This window comes from Mycobacterium sp. TY814 (genome assembly GCF_030755175.1).
Taxonomy (GTDB): Bacteria; Actinomycetota; Actinomycetes; order Mycobacteriales; family Mycobacteriaceae; genus Mycobacterium.
Window position 1 is genome coordinate 502,802 of sequence record NZ_JAUFRY010000001.1, and the last position, 19,173, is coordinate 521,974.

Sequence of the window (19,173 nt, forward strand, 5' to 3'; positions counted from 1 at the left end):
ACGACCAATGCGAGCATCCAGGGCGCACATTTGCTAAGTTCCCGTTTGCTACGCCCCGATCGACCCGAGCGAACTACGAGGCAACGAGGACAGCCATGAGCCAGCCGCCAGAACATCCCGGCAACCCGGCCGACCCTCAGGGCGGCAACCCGCCGGGCTACCAACCCCCGCCGCGGTACAGCCCACCGCCGCCTCCCGGTTACGGGGCGCCCCCGCCCCCGCCGCCCGGCTACGGCGCTCCCCCGCCACCGCCCGAATACGGCCAGCAGAGCCCCGGCGGCTACCAGGCTCCGGGATACGGGACTCCCCCTCCGCCGCCACCACCGCCGGGTTACGGCGCTCCGCCGCAGGGTTACCCGCCGCAGTCAGGCCTGGGAGGAGGTCCCGGCGGCCCACCGTTCAGCGTCGGCGACGCCTTCAACTGGTCGTGGGGCAAGTTCAAGAACAACGCCGCCGCGCTGGCCGCGCCGGTCGCGATCTACTTCCTGATCCTCGCCGCCGTCATCGGCATCCCGCTGGGGATCGCATTCGCGACCGCCGACACCACGACCACCACCACGGATTACGGGTACGGCGTCAGCTACGAGTCGAGCAGCACCGAGTTCGGCCTGATCAGCTGGATCGTGATGACGGTCGGCATCATCCTCGCCCTGGTCGTCGCGGCATTCCTGCAGGCCGGCCTGACCACCGCTGCCCTGGACCTCGCCGACGGCCGTCCAGTCAGCATCGGGACCTTCTTCAAGCCGCGCAACGTGGTCGGAGTGCTGCTCACCACCCTGCTGATCGTGCTGGCGTCGTCGCTGCTGTCCTGCACCATCATCGGGCCGCTGGTCATCGCCTTCTTCACCCAGTTCGCCGTCGCGTACGTCGTCGACAAGAACCTGTCGCCGTTGGACGCGATCAAGGCCAGCTTTGCGACCGTGCGCGCCAACATGGGGCCGAGCGCATTGTCCTGGCTGGTTCAGTACGCGGCCGTGGCGGTCGGCCAGCTCGCCTGCTACATCGGTCTGGTGGTGGGGGCGCCCGTCGCGGCCCTGGTGCAGATCTACACCTACCGCAAGCTGACGGGCGGACACGTCGCCGAGCTGGAGCAGGCCGGTGTTCCGGGCCAGTACCCGCCGGGCCCACCGCCGGGACAGTACCCGCCGGGTCCGCCGCCCGGGCAGTACCCGCCGCCGCAGCAGTATTCCTAACTGTCGGGCACAGCTGCCACCAGCGGTAAAACGACCGAAACAGGCCGTTCACACGGAGCGGCCGGACAGCCGAATGACAGCCGCCCGCAACGCAAGCCACCATAGGCGCGCGCTGCGGGCGGCTGTCTCTTGTGATGGGATCAGCGGTTATGAGCATCAAAGTTGCACTGGAGCACCGCACCAGTTACACCTTTGACAAGCTGGTCCAGGTCTATCCGCACGTGGTGCGCCTGCGCCCGGCTCCGCACTCCCGCACGCCCATCGAGGCCTATTCGCTGCGGGTCGAGCCGGCCGAACACTTCATCAACTGGCAGCAGGACGCGCTGGGCAACTTCCTCGCCCGGTTGGTGTTCCCCAAACCCACCCGCGAGCTGACCATCACCGTCGGCCTCATCGCCGACCTCAAGGTGATCAACCCGTTCGACTTCTTCATCGAGGACTGGGCCGAGACGTGGCACCCGGACCGGTCGCTGTACCCCAAGCCGCTGGCCGACGACCTGGAGCCGTACCTGCGGCCCGTCGACGAGGACGGCGAGGGATCCGGTCCCGGTGACCTGGCACAGGCCTGGGTGCGCAACTTCTCGGTGCCCGAGGGCACCCGCACCATCGACTTCCTCGTCGCGCTGAACCGAGCGATCAACGTCGACGTCACCTACAGCCTGCGGATGGAGCCCGGCGTCCAGACTCCGGACTTCACCTTGCGCAGCGGCGTCGGCTCGTGCCGCGACTCGGCGTGGCTGCTGGTGTCGATCCTGCGGCAGCTCGGGCTCGCCGCCCGGTTCGTCTCGGGCTACCTGGTCCAGTTGACCTCCGACATCGAAGCCCTCGACGGCCCGTCCGGGCCCGCCGCCGACTTCACCGACCTGCACGCGTGGACCGAGGTGTACATCCCGGGCGCCGGCTGGATCGGCCTGGACCCGACGTCAGGGCTGTTTGCCGGGGAAGGACACATCCCGCTGGCGGCCACCCCGCACCCGGCGTCCGCGGCTCCCATCACCGGCAGCACCGAACCCTGCAGTTCGGTGATGGAGTTCTCCAACACGGTCACCCGCGTCCACGAGGACCCGCGGGTCACGTTGCCCTACAGCGACGACGCGTGGGACACCATCTGCGCGGTGGGCCACCACGTCGACGAGCGGCTGGCCGCCGGCGATGTCCGGCTGACCGTCGGCGGTGAGCCGACGTTCGTGTCGGTGGACAACCAGGTCGACCCGGAGTGGCGCACCGCCGCCGACGGCCCGCACAAGCGGAAGCTGGCATCGGAACTGGCCGCCCGGTTGAAGGCGCAGTGGGCGCCGCAGGGCCTGGTGCAGCGCAGCCAGGGCAAGTGGTATCCGGGAGAGCCGTTGCCGCGCTGGCAGATCGGGCTGTACTGGCGCACCGACGGCCGGCCGCTGTGGACCAACGAGGCACTGTTCGCCGATCCCTGGGGGCCTGACGAGGTCGATCCGGTCGAGATCGACACCGCGCACGAGGTGCTGGCCGGCATCGCCGAGAGCCTGGGGCTGCCGCTGTCGCAGGTGCGCCCGGCCTTCGAGGACCCGCTGGCCCGGCTGTCCGCCGCGGTGCGGTTGCCGGCGGGCGACGCGGTGGCACCCGACGACGACCTGGCTGACGACGGGGTCGCGCGCCGGGCCGAGTTGCTGGCGCGTCTGGACGAAGCCGTCACCAGCCCGTCGGCCTTCGTGCTCCCCCTGCACCGCCGCGACGACGGCAGCGGCTGGGCCAGCGCCGACTGGCGCCTGCGCCGGGGCCGTCTGGTGCTGACCGAAGGCGACTCGCCGGCAGGTCTGCGGCTGCCGCTGAACTCGATCAGCTGGAGCCCGCCGCCGGCCTCGTTCGCCGTCGACCCGGTGGCCATCAGCGACCCGCTGCCCCCCGCCGCACCCGATCAGGCCGTCCTCGTCGAACCCCACAACGCACCGACGACCGCGCTCGTCGCCGAGGTCCGCGACGGCTTGCTCTATGTGTTCATGCCGCCGACCGAAGCACTGGAAGACTTCGTCGACCTGGTCGCGCGCATCGAGACCGCCGTGGCGAAGGTCGATACCACGGTGGTGATCGAGGGGTACGGCCCGCCGCCGGACCCACGGCTGACCTCGACGACGATCACCCCGGACCCGGGCGTGATCGAGGTCAATGTCGCGCCGACAGCCAGCTTCGACGATCAGCGCCAGCAGCTGGAAACCCTGTACGCGCAGGCGCGGCTGGCGCGGCTGTCCACCGAGTCGTTCGACATCGACGGCACCCACGGCGGCACCGGCGGCGGCAATCACATCACGCTGGGCGGAGTGACTCCCGCCGATTCACCGCTGCTGCGCCGTCCGGACCTGCTGGTGTCGCTGCTGACCTACTGGCAGCGGCACCCGTCGCTGTCGTACCTGTTCGCGGGGCGGTTCGTCGGCACCACTTCACAGGCTCCCCGGGTCGACGAGGGCCGCGCCGAGGCCCTCTACGAACTCGAGATCGCCTTCGCCGAGATCGCCCGCCTGAGTGCGGGTGGGGCCGCCAAGCCGTGGGTGACCGACCGCGCGCTGCGCCATCTGCTCACCGACATCACCGGCAACACCCACCGCGCCGAGTTCTGCATCGACAAGCTCTACAGCCCCGAAGGTGCCCGCGGCCGGCTCGGGCTGCTGGAGCTGCGCGGCTTCGAGATGCCGCCGCACCTGCGGATGGCGATGGTGCAGTCGCTGCTGGTGCGCTCGCTGGTGGCGTGGTTCTGGGAGCAGCCGCTGCGTGCCCCGCTGATCCGGCACGGCGCCAACCTGCACGGGCGATACCTGTTGCCGCACTTTCTGATTCACGATATCGCCGATGTGGCGGCCGATCTGCGCGCCCACGGTATCGCGTTCGAGACCAGCTGGCTGGACCCGTTCACCGAGTTCCGGTTCCCGCGGATCGGCACGGCCGTCTTCGACGGCGTGGAGATCGAGTTGCGGGGTGCCATCGAACCGTGGAACACCCTGGGCGAGGAGTCGACCGCCACCGGAACGGCCCGCTACGTCGACTCGTCGGTGGAACGCGTCCAGGTCCGCGTCATCGGGGCCGACCGGCACCGCTATGCCGTGATCTGCAACGGATATCCCGTCCCCCTGCTGGCCACCGACAACCCCGACATCCACGTCGGCGGGGTGCGGTTCAAGGCCTGGCAGCCGCCCAGCGCCCTGCACCCGACCATCTCGACCGACGTCCCGCTGCAGTTCGAGCTGGTCGACCTGACCGCCGGGACCTCGCGCGGCGGCTGCACCTACCATGTCGCCCACCCCGGCGGGCGCGCCTACGACGAGCCGCCGGTCAACGCCGTGGAAGCCGAATCCCGCCGCGCACGCCGCTTCGAAGCGGCCGGGTTCACCCCCGGGAAATTCGATCTCGCCGGGCTGCGGGAGAAGCAGGCCCGATTCCTCACCGACATCGGCGCGCCGGGCATCCTCGATCTGCGGCGCGTGCGTACCGTGCAGCAGTAATGGCGCTTCCAGATTTCTCGGTCGGTGACCGCTACGACGTCGACCGCCTGCTGGCCGGTTACCGGACCGCGCGCGCCCAGGAAGCCCTGTTCGACCTGCGAGACGGCCCGGGCGGCGGGTACGACGAGTTCGTCGACGCCGACGGCGACGTGCGCGAGACCTGGACGGAGCTGGCCGACACCATCTCCCACGGCGGCCGGATGGGGCTGGACCGGATGCGTTCGGTGGTGCACAGCCTCATCGACCATGACGGCATCACCTACACCGGTGTGGACCCGTCGCGCGAGGCGCAGCCGGCCCCCGGCCACGGGCCGGAGCCGGGGCCCTGGAGTCTGGACACGTTGCCACTGGTGGTCTCCGCAGCCGACTGGGAAGTGCTGGAAGCCGGGCTGGTACAACGCTCGCGCCTGCTCGATGCCGTGCTCGCCGATCTGTACGGGCCGCGCAGCCTGCTCACCGAGGGCCTGCTGCCGGCCCCGCTGGTGTTCGCCCATCCGGGCTATGTGCGGCTCGCCAACGGCATCAAGGTGCCCGGACACCACCAGCTGTTCATGCACGGCTGCGATCTGAGCCGGTTGCCTTATGGCGGGTTCCAGGTCAACGCCGACTGGACACAGGCTCCCTCGGGCGCCGGTTATGCGCTGGCCGACCGCCGGGTGCTGGCCCACGCGATTCCCGATCTGTACGAGCGCATCGCACCGCGGCCGACCACGCCGTTCGCGCAGGCGCTGCGGCTCGGCCTGATCGATGCCGCGCCCGACGTGGTGCAGGACCCGGTGGTGGTGGTACTGAGCCCCGGCATCTACTCCGAGACGGCATTCGACCAGGCGTATCTGGCGACCCTGCTGGGCTTCCCGTTGGTGGAAAGCGCCGACCTGGTGGTGCGCGAGGGCAAGTTGTGGATGCGCTCGCTGGGCACCCTCAAGCGTGTCGACGTCGTGCTGCGGCGGGTCGACGCGCTGTACGCGGACCCGCTGGATCTGCGTGCCGACTCCCGGCTCGGCGTGGTCGGACTGGTCGAAGCGCTGCATCGCGGGACGGTGACCGTGGTCAACACACTGGGCAGCGGCATCCTGGAAAGCCCTGGGCTGCTTCGGTTTCTGCCCGAGATGGCCGAGCGCCTGCTCGGCGAAGAGCCGCTGCTGCCCACCGCGCCGGTCTACTGGGGCGGCATTCCCAACGAACTCTCCCACCTGCTGGCCAACCTGTCGTCGCTGCTGATCAAACCGACCGATGGCGGGGAAACCCTTGTCGGACCGACACTTTCGTCGGCGCAGTTGGCCGAGCTGGCGGCCCAGATCGAGGCGGTGCCCTGGCGCTGGGCCGGCCAGGAACTGCCGACGTTCTCCTCGGCCCCCACCGACCACGCGGGCGTGTTGTCCTCTGCCGGGGTGGGAATGCGGTTGTTCACGGTCGCTCAACGCAGCGGATACGCGCCGATGATCGGCGGACTGGGCTACGTGGTGGCTCCGGAGCCGGATGCCTTCACGCTGAAAACGGTTGCCGCGAAAGATATCTGGGTTCGGCCGACGGAACGGGCGATCGCCGAGAAGGTGATCTCCCTCCCGTCGGCGCCGCAACCCGCCGCCGCGGCCGGCGCGGGGCGATGGACCGTCAGTTCTCCGCGTGTGCTGTCCGACCTGTTCTGGATGGGGCGTTACGGCGAGCGGGCGGAGAACATGGCCCGGTTGCTGATCGTGGCGCGCGAGCGCTACCACGTTTACCGCCACCATCAGGACACCGAAGAAAGCGAGTGCGTGCCGGTCCTGATGGCCGCGCTGGGCCAGATCACCGGGACCGACACCGGGGCCAGCGGCGACGGCGACTCCGACAAGGCCGAGATGATCGCCGTGGCCCCCTCCATGCTGTGGTCGATGACGGTGGATCTGGACCGGCCGGGTTCGCTGATCCAGTCGGTGGAAGGGCTGGCATTGTCCGCCCGGGCGGTGCGCGACCAACTGTCCAACGACACCTGGATGGTGCTGGCCAACGTGGAACGTGCCGTGGGACTGCGATCTGATCCGCCGCAGTCGCTGGCCGAGGCGGACGCGTTGCTGGCCTCGGCACAGTCGCAGGCGCTGGCCGGCATGCTGACGCTGTCCGGGGTGGCCGGCGAGTCCATGGTGCACGACGTCGGCTGGACCATGATGGACATCGGCAAACGCATCGAACGGGGACTGTGGCTGACCGCGTTGCTGGCCGACACACTGAGCGAAGTGCGGGGCACCGTCGCCGAACAGTCGGTGGTCGAGGCGATGCTGGAGGCCTGCGAATCGTCGGTCATCTACCGGCGGCGCACGTTGGGCAAGATCAGCATCGCCGCGGTGACCGACCTGATGCTGTTCGACGGACAGAACCCGCGCTCGCTGCAGTTCCAGCTGGAGCGGCTGCGCATCAACCTCAAAAACCTGCCCAGTTCGACCGGTTCGTCGCGCCCGGAACGGATCGTCGATGAGATCAGCGCCCGGCTGCGGCGTTCGGATCCCGCCGAGCTGGAAGAGATCACCGACGGCGCCCGCGAGGAACTGGCTGAGCTGCTCGGCGCGGTGCATGCCGGGCTGCGCGACCTCTCCGACGTGATCACCGCGACACAGTTGGCCCTGCCCGGCGGGATGCAGCCGCTGTGGGGCGGACCCGACGAGCGCCGGACGATGCCGGCCTAAGTCCGGCAGGTTGCGCGAGCAGACACAAAATCACCACGGAGCGTGCGCTCCACGGTGATTTTGTGTCTGCTCGGCTCGGGGAGGTGACCCCTGCCGCATTTCTCACATTTTGTGAGAAATGGGTGCTACGGTGAGTGCATGTCCGATTACGAGTTCTTCGCCCTCGACACCGAAGCCTTGACACCCGAACCGATCGAGGTGTTCGCCTACCCGATGGGTGACGTGACGGTGCGGCGCACCGGCGACGCCGAACTCTCCCCTGGATTCCAGGTGCTGTGGGTTCGCACGCCGGCCCCGGATTGGTCCGTCGTCTTCAACTGGGCATCGCTGGTCGGTGACAGCGACCGACGGGTGCTGGTGATGCCTTACCTGCCGAGCGCACGGGGCGACAAGGATCTGCCGAGCCCCGCCCGCACCAACGCCAGGCTGGCGGCCCTGTCCGGTATCACCGACATCGTCACCGTCGATCCACACTCGACGGTGTGGTTGGACGCGTTGAGTGCCGCTAATCCGGCCGTCGGCCGCTGGGAACTCGACCTGGCGACAATCGTCGGGGACGCCGTCGCCGCCAGCGGCCCCTACCAGGGCGTCATCGGGCCGGATGCCGGATCGAAAGCTCGTGCGTCGCTGGTGGGCGAGCAGCTGGAGATACCGGTACTCATCGCTTCCAAGTCACGAGACCAGGCCACCGGGAAGCTCAAGGGATACCAGGCGCCTGACGGCGTGCAGACCGGCCGGTATCTGGTGATGGACGACATTTGCGACGGTGGAGGGACGTTCGCGTTGTTGCGGGACGCGATGCCTCCCGAGGTGACGCTGGACCTGTGGGTGACCCATGGCGGGTTCACCGGTCCGGAACACTCCCGCAAGGCGCTGTCCGGGTACCGCCGCGTCCACACCACCGACTCACTGTCCGGGGCCCGTGACGCGCACGTCCACATCACCAGGCTGGCGCCGTACGTGACGCAAACCATCCGCCGCATCGCCGGCAATTCCGAAGGGACACAACGATGATGAACGACCGGCAGGACCGCGCCCTGGACACGCTGCTGTCCACCGACGCCTACAAGCTGGACCACCGCCGCCAGTACCCGAAGGGCACCGAGTTCGTCTACTCGAATCTGACCGCACGCGGAAGCCGGCTTCCCGACGTCGACGCCACCGTGTTCTTCGGGCTGCAAGCCTATCTGCGCCAACTGCAGAAACGCTGGCAAGTGTTCTTCGACCTCTCCCCCGACGAACTCGACGCGGTACTGGCCGGATACGAGGAGTTCGTGACGGCGCTGCTCGGCACGAATGATATTGGTGCAGAACACTTCCGGCAGCTGCACACACTGGGTTACCTACCGCTTCGGGTGCGGGCCGCCAAGGAAGGGGCGCTGATCCCGTTGCGGGTGCCCTACCTGACGGTGGAGAACACCGACAGCCGGTTCTTCTGGCTGACCAACTATCTGGAGACCGAGATGTCGGCCCAGCTGTGGCAGCCGATCACCAGCGCCACCCTCGCCTGGCGCAACCGCGTACTGCTGGACGAGCGCGCGGCGGAGTCCGGCGACGAGGACGCGGTGAAATTCCAGGGGCACGAGTTCGCCTATCGCGGCATGAGCGGTACCGAGGCGGCAGCGGCATCGGGCGCCGGCCACCTGATCAGTTTCAGCGGCACCGACACCCTGCCGGCCATCCGGTATATCCAGCAGTACTACCCGGGGAACGACGGGGAACTGATCGGGGCCAGTGTCCCGGCCACCGAGCACTCGGTGATGTGCGCCGGCGGCCAAGACGGCGAACTGCAGACCTTCGACCGGCTGCTCCAGCTGTACCCGACGGGCACTCTGTCCGTAGTGTCCGACACCTGGAATCTGTGGCGGGTGCTCACCGAGTACCTGCCCGCGCGCGCCGAGGAGATCAGGACCCGCGACGGCAAGCTGGTGATCAGGCCAGACTCCGGCGACCCCGAGCTCATCCTGTGTGGCGATCCGGATGCCCCGGCCGGCACACCCGAAAACAAGGGCGTCGTGCGGCTGCTCGCGGAGACGTTCGGCACCGTCGTCAACGACAAGGGCTACCGCGAACTGGATCCGCACGTGGGCGCGATCTACGGCGACTCGATCACCTATGAACGGGCCGACTCCATCACCGGGAACCTGATGGCCCAGGGATTCGCCTCTACGGCAGTCGTTTTCGGTTTCGGCTCGTACACCTACCAGTATCAGACCCGGGACACGTTCAAAATGGCCGTCAAAGCCACCTGGGTTCAGGTCGACGGGCAGGGCCGCGACATTCTCAAGGATCCCATCACCGACGACGGCTCCAAGAAGTCGGCCACCGGGCGCCTCGCGGTCCGTCGCGACACTGACGGCCGCCCGTACCTGATCGAACACGCCGATCGGGAAGCCGACGATGAACTGCAGCTCGTCTTCGAAGACGGAAAGTTGCTGCGCACCCAGACTTTCGCCGAGGTACGCGCAAACCTGAGGCAGGAGAACGCGATCCGCGATCGCTGGAGCCGACCGTGACACAGACCTGGCTCAGCGTCGACGTGGTGGCGCTCACCGGAGACGAGCCGGTGCCGCGCATCGTTCTGATTCGGCGCGCCGGCACCCCGCACCGCGGGGCCACCACCCTGCCGGGGGGACTGCTGGCCGCCCAGGCCGGTGAAACCGTCGAGCAGGCCGCCAGGAGGATCGTGCGGGAAAAGGCCGGCGCGGAGATCACCAGCGGCGTCACGGTCGTCGACGTGGTCAGCGACCCGGCACGCGACGAACGCGGACACACCGTGTCGATCGTCGTGGCCGCCCGGGTCGCCGCCGGTACCGAGGGCGCGGTATCTGTGACCGAGATCCCCGACGCGATGCCGTTCCACCACACCGCGATGGCGAGGTCTGCGCTGTCCCGGATCGGTGAGCGCCTGCTCACCGATGCCGGCACAACCTACGCGCTGTTGGGCCCGGAAACGACCTTCGTGGAGGTCTTTTCGTTGCTACGGGCCTGCACCTCGATCACCGATACGGCCGCGCGCGCACGCCTGGACCGCTCCCCGCTCTATGTCCGGACCGACCGGTACCGCAAACCCGCCGGGGCCGGCCGGCCCGCCCGCATCTACCGCGCCAGACCCGCCTAGGCGGCACCTAGGTGTGAAGCCTAGGTGGAGCCGCTTCAGTGGCGCCAGCAGACGCAGAATCGCCCTGGAACGGATGTTCCAGGGCGATTCTGCGTCTGCTCGCCAGGGTCAGCTAGCCGCCTGCAACTGCGAGGTCACTTGCTCAATCACGTTATGGACGAACTGCATCTTGTCGAGCACCGCGGGCGGCAACACGAACGGATACAGGTCATCGTGACCCATCGACCGGTTCACCATGTTCAGCGACCACGACAGCGGCAGCCACATCTCGATGATGGTGGGAAACGCGCTGGGCCCCAGGGGCGGTCGATCGAACGTGGCGGCCGCCGGGGCCAGACCGCAGGATGCCGAGGTGTCCAGAGTGTCCCGGATGTGCAGGTAGTGCGCGAACGTCTCGGCCCAGTCCTCGGCCGGGTGCATGGTCGCGTACGAGGAGACGAACGTCTCCTGCCAGCCCTCCGGCGCGCCCTGGCTGTAATGACGGTCCAGCGCGGCCTGGTAGTCGGCGTCGGGATCGCCGAACAACTCATTGAACCGCTGCAGGTACTCGGGCGACCTGATCAGCCGGTAGAAGTAGTAGTGCCCGACCTCATGGCGGAAGTGCCCCAGCAGGGTGCGGTACGGCTCTTCCATCTCGACCCGCAACTGCTCGCGGTGCACATCGTCGCCCTCGGCCAAATCCAAAGTGATGACGCCGTTTTCGTGCCCGGTGATCACATTCTCGTGCGCACTGGACAGCAGCCGAAACGCCAGTCCGTAGTCCGGGTCCTGGTCGCGTCCGATGATCGGCAGGTGCAGTTCGTGCAGTTCGGCGACCAGCCGCCGTTTGGCCGCCTCGGCGCGGGCGAATTCCGCCAGCCCGACGGTGTCATTGTCATTAGGACGTTCGATGGTCAGCGCGCACGACTCGCACAACCCGCCCGGATGACCCACCGGAACGAGCCAATTACATTCGGCGACGTAAAGATTCGCGCAGAGTTGATACTGGTCCGCGGGCACCGCACCGGCGTGGTCGCTTTCTTCGTCGCGTTTGGCGATCACCAGCAGCGCCATCTGGTCCAGGGAGAACCCCAGCGAGCTGCCGCACGACAGGCATTCGGAGTTCTCGAACGCCAGTCGCTGGCCGCAGTTGGGGCAATGGAAGTCACGCATGCAGCGCATCTCCTTCGAACGGGACGACGTCGACACCGACGTCGATCACGCTACGTTCCGAGTTCGTGTAGATGATGCCGCGCAACGGTGGAACGTCTGCGTAGTCGCGGCCGCGGCCGACCACGATGTAGCGCTGGTCGACCAGTTGGTCGTTGGTCGGGTCAAGTCCAAGCCATTCGAACTGACCCGGCTGCTGCGGCGTCCACACCGACGCCCAGGCGTGGGTGGCGTCAATGCCTATCATGCGATCCTTTCCAGGGGGTGGGTCAGTAGCCAGATAACCGGATACGTAGCAGGCCGCCAACCCATGGGCACGCAAGCAGGCGATCGCCAGCCGCGCGAAGTCCTGGCATACCCCTTCCCGGGCCGTCAGAACCTCATTGACGCGTGTCGAAACCGTCGTCGACCCCGAACGGTAGGTGAAATCGCGGAAAATCCGTGATGCGAGGTCACGCAACACCTCCACGAGCGGACGTCCGGGCTCGAAGCTGGGAGCCGCATACTCGCGAACCGCATCGGTGATTTCCGGCGGTGTCAGGTCCAGGACGAAGTCGCTGGCCAGCGCGCCTTGCGCTCCGGTGGGACGCGCCTTCTCCCACGGCTGCAGCGCCGGCCCGGTGGTGTAGATGCCGGTCGCCTGCGGCGCGACGTCGACGATCGAGTCGCTGACGATGGTCAGGGCCCGGTGCGGCTCGGTGACGTGGAAGTAGGAGCTGATGTTGCCGTACGTGTCGCGGCTGGTCGAGCTGTCGGCCGGAGCCGGGTCGATGATCAGTTCGTGCGCCACGCAGCGCTGCCGCAACGAGTCCCGGGGGGTGAGGAACCCGCGCCCGTATGAGCTGGTCACGACGTCGGAGTAGCGGTACTCCGTGCGGTGTGTGACCCGGTAGCGTTTCGCGGCCAACGGCGCCGACCAGCCGTTTAACTCCTCGGACGGCTCCTCAGACGGCAAGACCAACCTCCATGTCTACGGGTGGCGGCATGTAGGGCTCACACCGCATGCTGACAGTCTGTACTCCTGGTCTAGTCCCGGGCGAAACGGGAACCCTATCCGACAAGTCAGAAAGGAGTTGGCCCGTGCAGGGACACGAAATGAAGTCGCTGGCCGACCTTGCGGGTGAAGGCACGCGGGTACTGACGACGCTGGTCCGTGATGTGCATCACGGCATCGCCAGTCGCGTGTTCACCTCGATCGGCCCGGCGGCCAAACCCGTGCAGCTGATCCACGACACCACCGCCTCGACGATCTACACCCTGGTCGACGGCGCGGTCCGCGGTTCTCTCTACGGCGCGGGGGCGCTGGCGGCGCACACCTTGAGCAATGACGACGACGAGACCGTCCTGGCACGCCCGCGAGTTGCCGGGGCGCTCGCCGCGGTCAACGGGATCTACGGCGACGAGATGACCAACCGGGAGAACGGATTCGCGCTGTCCATGCAGGTCCGGCGTCGGGGCCAGCCGGTCGAATTGACCCCCGAGGGAATCGCCGAGGCCTTCCCTCGTGCCACCGGGCGGATCGCGGTGTTCGTCCACGGCTGGTGCATGACCGAACGGTCATGGTGGCGCACGCCGCGCACCGGGGAGACGCTGCGTCCGTACGGAAAACGGCTGCGCAAGGACCTCGGATTCACCCCGGTATTCGTGCGGTACAACAGCGGTCATCACATCTCCGAAAACGGTCATGCGCTGGCCGGTTTGCTGCACCGGCTGCACGAGGTGTGGCCGACGGCGGTGGAAGACGTCGTGCTGGTCGGCCACTCGATGGGTGGCCTGGTGTCCCGCAGTGCCTGCCACTACGGCCGTGAGCAGCAACACGCCTGGACCGACGCCATCCGGCATGTCGTGTGCCTCGGGTCCCCGCACCTGGGCGCCGACTTGGAGAAGGGCGTCAACATCGCCGCATGGGCGCTGGCCAAGCTGCCCGAGACGCGGGGCGTGGCGGCGTTTCTGAACACCCGCAGCGCCGGGGTGAAGGACCTGCGGTTCGGCGCACTGGTCCACGAGGACTGGCGCGACTGCGACCCGGACGAGTTCCTGCGCGACCGCTGCCGGGAAGTGCCCTTCCTGCCCCACGCGGTGTACCACTTCGTCTCCACCACCGCCGCCCCCAAGGCGGTCGGCCTGCTCATGGGCGACCATCTGGTGCGGCCCAGAAGCGCGTCCGGTCGGGGCAGGTCACGCAAGGTTCCGTTCGAGGCCGCACACGGGCTCACGTTGACCGGTCTCAACCACTTCGACCTGCTCAACCATCCGTCGATCTACGACAGGCTGGTGACGTGGCTCAGTCATTCGCCGGCGCGGCCGCACGACGACTCGCTGGTTATGAGCACGGCTCTCGAAGCGGGCAGTTCCCCGTGAGTCAGCTGAGCGGCAAGACGGCGCTCGTCACCGGCGGCAACTCGGGCATCGGCCTGGCGGCCGCCCAGCGGCTGGCAGCCGAAGGCGCGCATGTCTTCCTGACCGGCCGCAACCAGCAAACGATCGAGGCCGCGGTGGCCTCGATCGGTGACAATGCGAGCCGCGAGCAAGGCGGCGATTCGCTCGTTCGGCCGTACCTGGGCTGCCGAACTCGTGAGCCGCGGCATCCGCGTCAACACCGTCGTACCGGGACCGGTAGAGACACCGGGCCTCAAAGGCCTCGCGGCCGCCGGCCAGGAGCAGGAACTCCTGGACAACGAGGCTGCGAAAGTTCCGATGGGCCGCCTCGGCAGGCCGGAAGAGATCGCGGCCGCGGTGCTCTTCCTCGCCTCAGATCAAAGTAGCTTCATGACAGGCACCGAATTGTTCGTCGACGGCGGCGCCGAACAGATCTGACCGTGCACGTTTGCCGCCCAGGCAATTCCGGATAATGCGCCGAACTGCGGCGTTGGGGCGCACAATCGAACTGTGGCCACCTGGGAAGACGTGGCCCGCGTCGTCGGTGCACTGCCGCTGACCGCCGAGCAGTCACCGCGCGACTGGCGGGTGGGTAAGAAGTTGATCGCGTGGGAGCGTCCGCTGCGAAAATCCGACATCGACGCGCTGATGAGTAACGGGGTGCATCCCCCGTCTGGCGACATCCTGGGCGTGCGGGTACCGGACGAAGGGGTCAAGTTCGCGCTGGTTGCCGACGAGCCGGAGGTGTACTTCACCACCCCGCACTTTGACGGTTACCCGGCGGTGCTGGTTCGGCTGGCCGAGATCGGCGTCCGTGACCTGCGTGAGCTGATCACCGAAGCCTGGCTGGCCCAGGCGCCGAAACAGCTGGTCAAGGAGTTTTTGGCGCAGTCACCGGCCGATCGATGACCTGTTGCAGATCGTCGGCGCACCCCGAGACGACGTCGGCGACCACCACTTCGGCCCGGTCTCGGGCGCCGGCCTGCAGCTCCGCGGCATAGCGGCGCGCGGCTGCCAGGTGGGCGGCCGCCGCCGCAGGATCGGCATCGGCCAGACCGGTCGCGTGGGTGAGTTCCGCCACCGCTGTCTTCAGCGCCGGTGCGGCTTCTCTCCCCCGCGGCCGGGTGACCGAGCGCGCGAGATGCAGTACGCAACTGGCGAACAGACCCAGCTGCGCGGACTGGGCGTCGATCTCCCGAATCAACCCGCGCGACGCCCACCGGCGTGGTGCGCGACGCGCGGCCACTTCCGCCGTTGACCGCGCCTCGATCAGCGCACCGACCTCCTGATGCAGGTGATCGGAGATCGTCCGGAGCCAAGCCGGAGTGCTGGCGTCGGAATTCTCGAGGATTTCCGCGGTCTGCAGCAGCGTCTGGTGGGCCGCCGCCAGGACAGCCGCACGCGCATCGCTCAACAGCCGCTCGGGATCGGCGGGGAACAGCAGCAGGGCGAACACCAGCGCCAGACCGCCGCCGATCAGCGAGTCGAACAGGCGCTCGGTCACCACGATGCCGGTGTGCGAGAAGACGAGGACCAGCAACGCCGAGACGGCGGTCTGGTTGGCGAACATCAAGCCCTGCCCGATCGCGCCCCGGCCGACGAGCATCGCCACCGTCAGCGCCGCGAATACGGCCACGCCGATACCGAACTGTCCGGGACCGAAGAAGCCGTCCGCCCCGCCACCCACCGCGATACCCAGAGCGACGCCCACCATCATCTGGGTGGCGCGGCGCGCACGCAGGACATTGCTCGCCGACATGCACACCACCGCCGAGATCGGCGCGAAGAACGGTTGCTTGTGGTGCAGCAGGTCGTGGGTCAGGTACCACGCCAGCGCGGCGGCGACCGATGTCTGGGTGATCGGCCACAGCGCGGCACGCAGTCGGTGGACGGCCGCGGTTCCTTCGCCGGCCGCCCCGGCCAGCAGCGAGCTTTTCATCCCGCTTGCTTACCGCATGCCAGGCCCGGCGCGCCTGCCGGGACAATCGCCCAACAGAAGCATCCCCCGGGGCGCTGTGTCGGCCTATACGCGCCGCAACTCGAACAGCGGGATGACCCGTCTGGTCTTGGCCTGGTACTCGGCGAAGCCCGGTGCGGCCGCGGTGATCTGGTCGAAGATCGCGTCACGCTCGGCGCGGTCCAGCTCGTGCGCGGTCGCGTCGAACGCCTCGGTGCCGACTTCCACATGTGCCTGAGGCCGGGCACGTAGGTTGTGCACCCAGCCCGGGTCGACCGGTGCGCCGGCGAACGACCCGATGATGATCAGCCGCCCGTCGACGCGGAAGTAGGCCAGCGGCGCGATCCGGAGCTGGCCCGACTTGGCACCGGTGGTGGTGAGCAGCAGCAGGTCGGCATTGGCGAATTGGCCGCCGACTTTGCCGCCGTTGGCGCGGAATTCCTCGACGATGCCCTGGTTGAACGCTTTGAGGGTGTCGGTGTCAGGCGTTGTCATGCTTGGTCAAGCCGCTTGGGCTTGGCGTCTATTCCCGATTCCTTGCGCTGCTGAGCCGTGATGGGGGCCGGCGCATCGGTCAGCGGGTCGACGCCCCCGCCGGTCTTGGGGAACGCGATCACCTCGCGGATCGAGTCGACGCGCGACAGCAGCGCGTTGATCCGGTCCCAGCCGAAGGCGATTCCGCCGTGCGGCGGCGCACCAAAGGTGAACGCCTCCAACAGGAATCCGAACTTCTCCTCGGCCTCGGCCCGATCCAGGCCCATCACCGCGAACACCCGTTCCTGAATGTCGCGACGGTGGATACGGATCGAACCTCCGCCGATCTCGTTGCCGTTGCAGACGATGTCGTAGGCATCGGCCAGCACGGCACCGGGGTCGTTTTCGATGCTGCCCTCGTGTTCACGCTTGGGCGAGGTGAATGCGTGGTGCACCGCCGTCCAGGCTCCTGCACCGACGGCCACGTCACCCGAGGCAGTGGCGTCCTCCGCGGGCTCGAACAGCGGCGGGTCGACGATCCACACGAACTTCCAGTCGTCCGGATCGATCAGGCCCAGACGGTGCGCGATCTCGATGCGCGCCGCGCCCAACAGCGCCCGAGACGTCTTGACCGGCCCGGCGGAGAAGAAGATGCAGTCACCGGGGTTGGCGCCGACGTGGCCGGCCAGGCCGTCGCGCTCGGCGTCGGACAGGTTCTTGGCCACCGGGCCACCCAGCGTCCCGTCCTCGCCGACGAGGACATAGGCCAGGCCGCGGTGTCCGCGCTGCTTGGCCCACTCCTGCCAACCGTCCAGCGTGCGCCGCGGTTGCGAGGCGCCGCCCGGCATCACGACGGCACCGACGTAGGGCGCCTGGAACACCCGGAATGTGGTGTCTTTGAAGAACTCTGCGCATTCGACCAGCTCCAGTCCGAACCGCAGATCGGGTTTGTCGGACCCGTACCGGCGCATCGCCTCGGCATACGTCATCCGCGGGATGGGCGTCGGGATCTGGTAGCCGATCAGCGCCCAGAGCGCGGACAGGATCTCCTCGGAGACCGCGATGACGTCCTCGACGTCGACGAAGCTGAGCTCCATGTCGAGTTGGGTGAATTCCGGCTGGCGGTCGGCGCGGAAATCCTCGTCTCGGTAGCAGCGTGCGATCTGGTAGTACCGCTCCATCCCGGCCACCATCAGCAGCTGCTTGAACAGCTGGGGGCTCTGCGGCAGCGCGTAGAACATCCCGGGATGCAGCCGCGCCGGGACCAGGAAGTCGCGCGCCCCTTCCGGCGTCGACCGGGTGATCGTCGGCGTCTCGACCTCCACGAAGTCGTGCCGCCCCAGCACCTCACGCGCGGCGGCATTGACCTTGGAGCGCAACCGAATTGCCGCAGCCGGGCCCTCGCGGCGCAGGTCCAGGTAGCGGTATTTCAGCCGCAGCTCCTCCCCCGCCGGCTCATCGAGCTGGAACGGCAGCGGCGCGGATTCACCCAGCACGGTCAGCGACGTGGCGTTGACCTCGATGTCACCGGTGGCGATGTCGGGGTTGGCGTTGCCTTCCGGACGGATCTCGACGACACCGGTGACCGCGACGCAGAACTCCGAGCGCAGCCGGTGCGCCTGCGCCAGCACCTCAGGTTCACGAAACACCACCTGGGCGACGCCCGACGCGTCCCGGAGATCGATGAAGATGACACCGCCGTGGTCGCGGCGGCGGGCCACCCACCCGGCCAAGGTCACCTGCTGCCCGGCATCGCCGTCCCGAAGCGATCCCGCGGCGTGGCTGCGCAGCACAAATACTCCTTTACACCGGGTGAGATTGACTGCTTAGTCTAGAGGGCCGGTTGATTTGCCCGATCCTGCCGGTACTTTTGGCTGCATCGCAACCGAAATTGCACTCGTTGGCCCCGGCGCCGTCGGCACGACCGTCGCGGCGTTGCTTCACGCCGCCGGACACCATGTGCTGCTGTGCGGGCACACACCGCGTGACGGCATCGAACTGCGCCCGGACGACGCCGAACCGATCGTGGTACCGGGCCCGGTGCATACCGATCCCGACGCCGTCAGCGGTCCGGTGGACGTGCTCATCCTCGCGGTCAAAGCCACCCAGAACGCCGCCGCGGCCGGCTGGCTCGCCCGGTTGTGCGACGAAAACACCATCGTCGCCGTCCTGCAGAACGGCGTCGAACAGGTCGAACAGGTCGCGCCGCTGTCCCCGTCTCCGCACGTCATACCGGGCAGCGTGTGGTTCTCGGCCGAGACCCAGCCGGCCGGCTGGGTGCGGTTGCGCGGTGAGGCCGCGCTGGTGGTGCCTACCGGGCGCGCCGCGGAATCATTCGCCGAACTGCTGCGCGGCGCGGGATGCCAAGTGGAGTGCAACGCCGACTTCGTCACGGTCAACTGGCGCAAACTGCTGCTCAACGCGCTGGCCGGACTGATGGCATTGTCGGGCCGACGCTCCGGCATGTTCCGCCGCGACGACGTGGCCGAACTGGGTCGCCAATACATGGCCGAGTGTGTGGCGGTGGCGCGCGCCGAGGGCGCCCAACTCAGCGACGATGTGGCCGAGCAACTGGTCGAGTCCTTCCGCGCGGTACCGGAAGACATGGGCACCTCGATCCTGACCGACCGGGAAGCACACCGCCGGATGGAGTGGGACCTGCGCAATGGGGTGATCGTCCGCAAAGCCCGGGCGCACGGCCTGCCCACTCCGATCAGCGACGTAGTGGTGCCGCTGCTCGCCGCGGCCAGTGACGGGCCGGGTTAGGTTT

Annotated in this window: 14 protein-coding genes and 1 pseudogene; 10 read left to right on the top strand and 5 right to left on the bottom strand. The window is 68.1% G+C overall.

Features of this window, described 5'->3' with window-relative positions; genetic code table 11:
- Positions 1–95: 95 nt before the first annotated feature.
- From QXH22_RS01860 to QXH22_RS01885, 6 genes are all read left to right on the top strand, one after another.
- The gene (locus QXH22_RS01860) at positions 96–1,193 is read left to right on the top strand and encodes a hypothetical protein (RefSeq protein WP_306241070.1); all 1,098 of its coding nucleotides are present in this window, start codon (positions 96–98) and stop codon (positions 1,191–1,193) included.
- 149 nt (positions 1,194–1,342) lie between these two features.
- The gene (locus tag QXH22_RS01865; protein WP_306274806.1) at positions 1,343–4,660 is read left to right on the top strand and encodes a DUF2126 domain-containing protein; all 3,318 of its coding nucleotides are present in this window, start codon (positions 1,343–1,345) and stop codon (positions 4,658–4,660) included.
- Positions 4,660–7,323, top strand: coding sequence for a circularly permuted type 2 ATP-grasp protein (locus QXH22_RS01870; RefSeq protein WP_306274807.1), 2,664 nt, complete (start codon positions 4,660–4,662; stop codon positions 7,321–7,323). Before QXH22_RS01865 ends, QXH22_RS01870 begins: the two co-directional genes overlap by 1 nt.
- Positions 7,324–7,461: 138 nt before the next feature.
- Positions 7,462–8,337, top strand: coding sequence for a ribose-phosphate pyrophosphokinase (locus QXH22_RS01875; RefSeq protein ID WP_306241073.1), 876 nt, complete (start codon positions 7,462–7,464; stop codon positions 8,335–8,337).
- The gene (locus QXH22_RS01880) at positions 8,337–9,839 is read left to right on the top strand and encodes a nicotinate phosphoribosyltransferase (RefSeq protein WP_306275938.1); all 1,503 of its coding nucleotides are present in this window, start codon (positions 8,337–8,339) and stop codon (positions 9,837–9,839) included. Before QXH22_RS01875 ends, QXH22_RS01880 begins: the two co-directional genes overlap by 1 nt.
- Positions 9,836–10,444, top strand: a complete 609-nt coding sequence (locus QXH22_RS01885) for an NUDIX domain-containing protein (RefSeq protein WP_306274808.1) — start codon at positions 9,836–9,838, stop codon at positions 10,442–10,444. The genes QXH22_RS01880 and QXH22_RS01885 overlap by 4 nt, the downstream gene beginning before the upstream one ends.
- Before the next feature lie 108 nt (positions 10,445–10,552).
- On the opposite strand, the gene QXH22_RS01890 is transcribed toward QXH22_RS01885, so the two are convergent.
- Together QXH22_RS01890 and QXH22_RS01895 are read right to left on the bottom strand one after the other, a co-directional pair.
- Positions 10,553–11,596 carry a putative zinc-binding metallopeptidase gene (locus tag QXH22_RS01890; protein WP_306274809.1) on the bottom strand — a complete coding sequence of 348 codons (1,044 nt, stop codon included), beginning with the start codon at positions 11,594–11,596 and terminating at the stop codon, positions 10,553–10,555.
- Positions 11,589–12,500 carry a transglutaminase family protein gene (locus tag QXH22_RS01895; protein WP_306244264.1) on the bottom strand — a complete coding sequence of 304 codons (912 nt, stop codon included), beginning with the start codon at positions 12,498–12,500 and terminating at the stop codon, positions 11,589–11,591. Before QXH22_RS01895 ends, QXH22_RS01890 begins: the two co-directional genes overlap by 8 nt.
- Before the next feature lie 173 nt (positions 12,501–12,673).
- Between QXH22_RS01895 and QXH22_RS01900 the strand changes: the two genes are divergently transcribed.
- The 3 genes and pseudogenes from QXH22_RS01900 (at position 12,674) to QXH22_RS01910 (ending at position 14,881) form a co-directional block, all read left to right on the top strand.
- Positions 12,674–13,954 carry a triacylglycerol lipase gene (locus QXH22_RS01900; RefSeq protein ID WP_306274810.1) on the top strand — a complete coding sequence of 427 codons (1,281 nt, stop codon included), beginning with the start codon at positions 12,674–12,676 and terminating at the stop codon, positions 13,952–13,954.
- Positions 13,951–14,410, top strand: a pseudogene (locus QXH22_RS01905) (SDR family oxidoreductase). Before QXH22_RS01900 ends, QXH22_RS01905 begins: the two are co-directional and overlap by 4 nt.
- A gap of 72 nt (positions 14,411–14,482) precedes the next feature.
- Positions 14,483–14,881 carry an MmcQ/YjbR family DNA-binding protein gene (locus QXH22_RS01910; protein ID WP_306241077.1) on the top strand — a complete coding sequence of 133 codons (399 nt, stop codon included), beginning with the start codon at positions 14,483–14,485 and terminating at the stop codon, positions 14,879–14,881.
- Here the strand turns inward: QXH22_RS01910 and QXH22_RS01915 are convergent.
- The 3 genes from QXH22_RS01915 to aspS form a co-directional block, all read right to left on the bottom strand.
- On the bottom strand, positions 14,844–15,911 hold the full coding sequence (locus QXH22_RS01915; protein WP_306241078.1) for an aromatic acid exporter family protein: 1,068 nt from the start codon (positions 15,909–15,911) through the stop codon (positions 14,844–14,846). The genes QXH22_RS01910 and QXH22_RS01915 overlap by 38 nt on opposite strands.
- Positions 15,912–15,995: 84 nt before the next feature.
- A complete protein-coding gene (locus tag QXH22_RS01920) occupies positions 15,996–16,424 on the bottom strand; it encodes a nitroreductase family deazaflavin-dependent oxidoreductase (protein ID WP_306274811.1) in 429 nt (142 codons plus the stop codon).
- Positions 16,421–18,196 carry an aspartate--tRNA ligase gene (aspS, locus tag QXH22_RS01925; protein ID WP_306241080.1) on the bottom strand — a complete coding sequence of 592 codons (1,776 nt, stop codon included), beginning with the start codon at positions 18,194–18,196 and terminating at the stop codon, positions 16,421–16,423. Before aspS ends, QXH22_RS01920 begins: the two co-directional genes overlap by 4 nt.
- 85 nt (positions 18,197–18,281) lie before the next feature.
- Between aspS and QXH22_RS01930 the strand changes: the two genes are divergently transcribed.
- Positions 18,282–19,169: an oxidoreductase gene (locus tag QXH22_RS01930; protein ID WP_306275940.1), complete on the top strand. Its 888-nt coding sequence runs from the start codon at positions 18,282–18,284 to the stop codon at positions 19,167–19,169.
- Positions 19,170–19,173: the final 4 nt, after the last annotated feature.

Coding starts and splice junctions, on each gene's coding strand:
- QXH22_RS01860 (WP_306241070.1), top strand. CDS start 96: ATGAGCCAGCCGCCAGAACATCCCGGCAACCCGGCCGACCCTCAGGGC.
- QXH22_RS01865 (WP_306274806.1), top strand. CDS start 1,343: ATGAGCATCAAAGTTGCACTGGAGCACCGCACCAGTTACACCTTTGAC.
- QXH22_RS01870 (WP_306274807.1), top strand. CDS start 4,660: ATGGCGCTTCCAGATTTCTCGGTCGGTGACCGCTACGACGTCGACCGC.
- QXH22_RS01875 (WP_306241073.1), top strand. CDS start 7,462: ATGTCCGATTACGAGTTCTTCGCCCTCGACACCGAAGCCTTGACACCC.
- QXH22_RS01880 (WP_306275938.1), top strand. CDS start 8,337: ATGAACGACCGGCAGGACCGCGCCCTGGACACGCTGCTGTCCACCGAC.
- QXH22_RS01890 (WP_306274809.1), bottom strand. CDS start 11,596: ATGCGTGACTTCCATTGCCCCAACTGCGGCCAGCGACTGGCGTTCGAG.
- QXH22_RS01915 (WP_306241078.1), bottom strand. CDS start 15,911: ATGAAAAGCTCGCTGCTGGCCGGGGCGGCCGGCGAAGGAACCGCGGCC.
- QXH22_RS01920 (WP_306274811.1), bottom strand. CDS start 16,424: ATGACAACGCCTGACACCGACACCCTCAAAGCGTTCAACCAGGGCATC.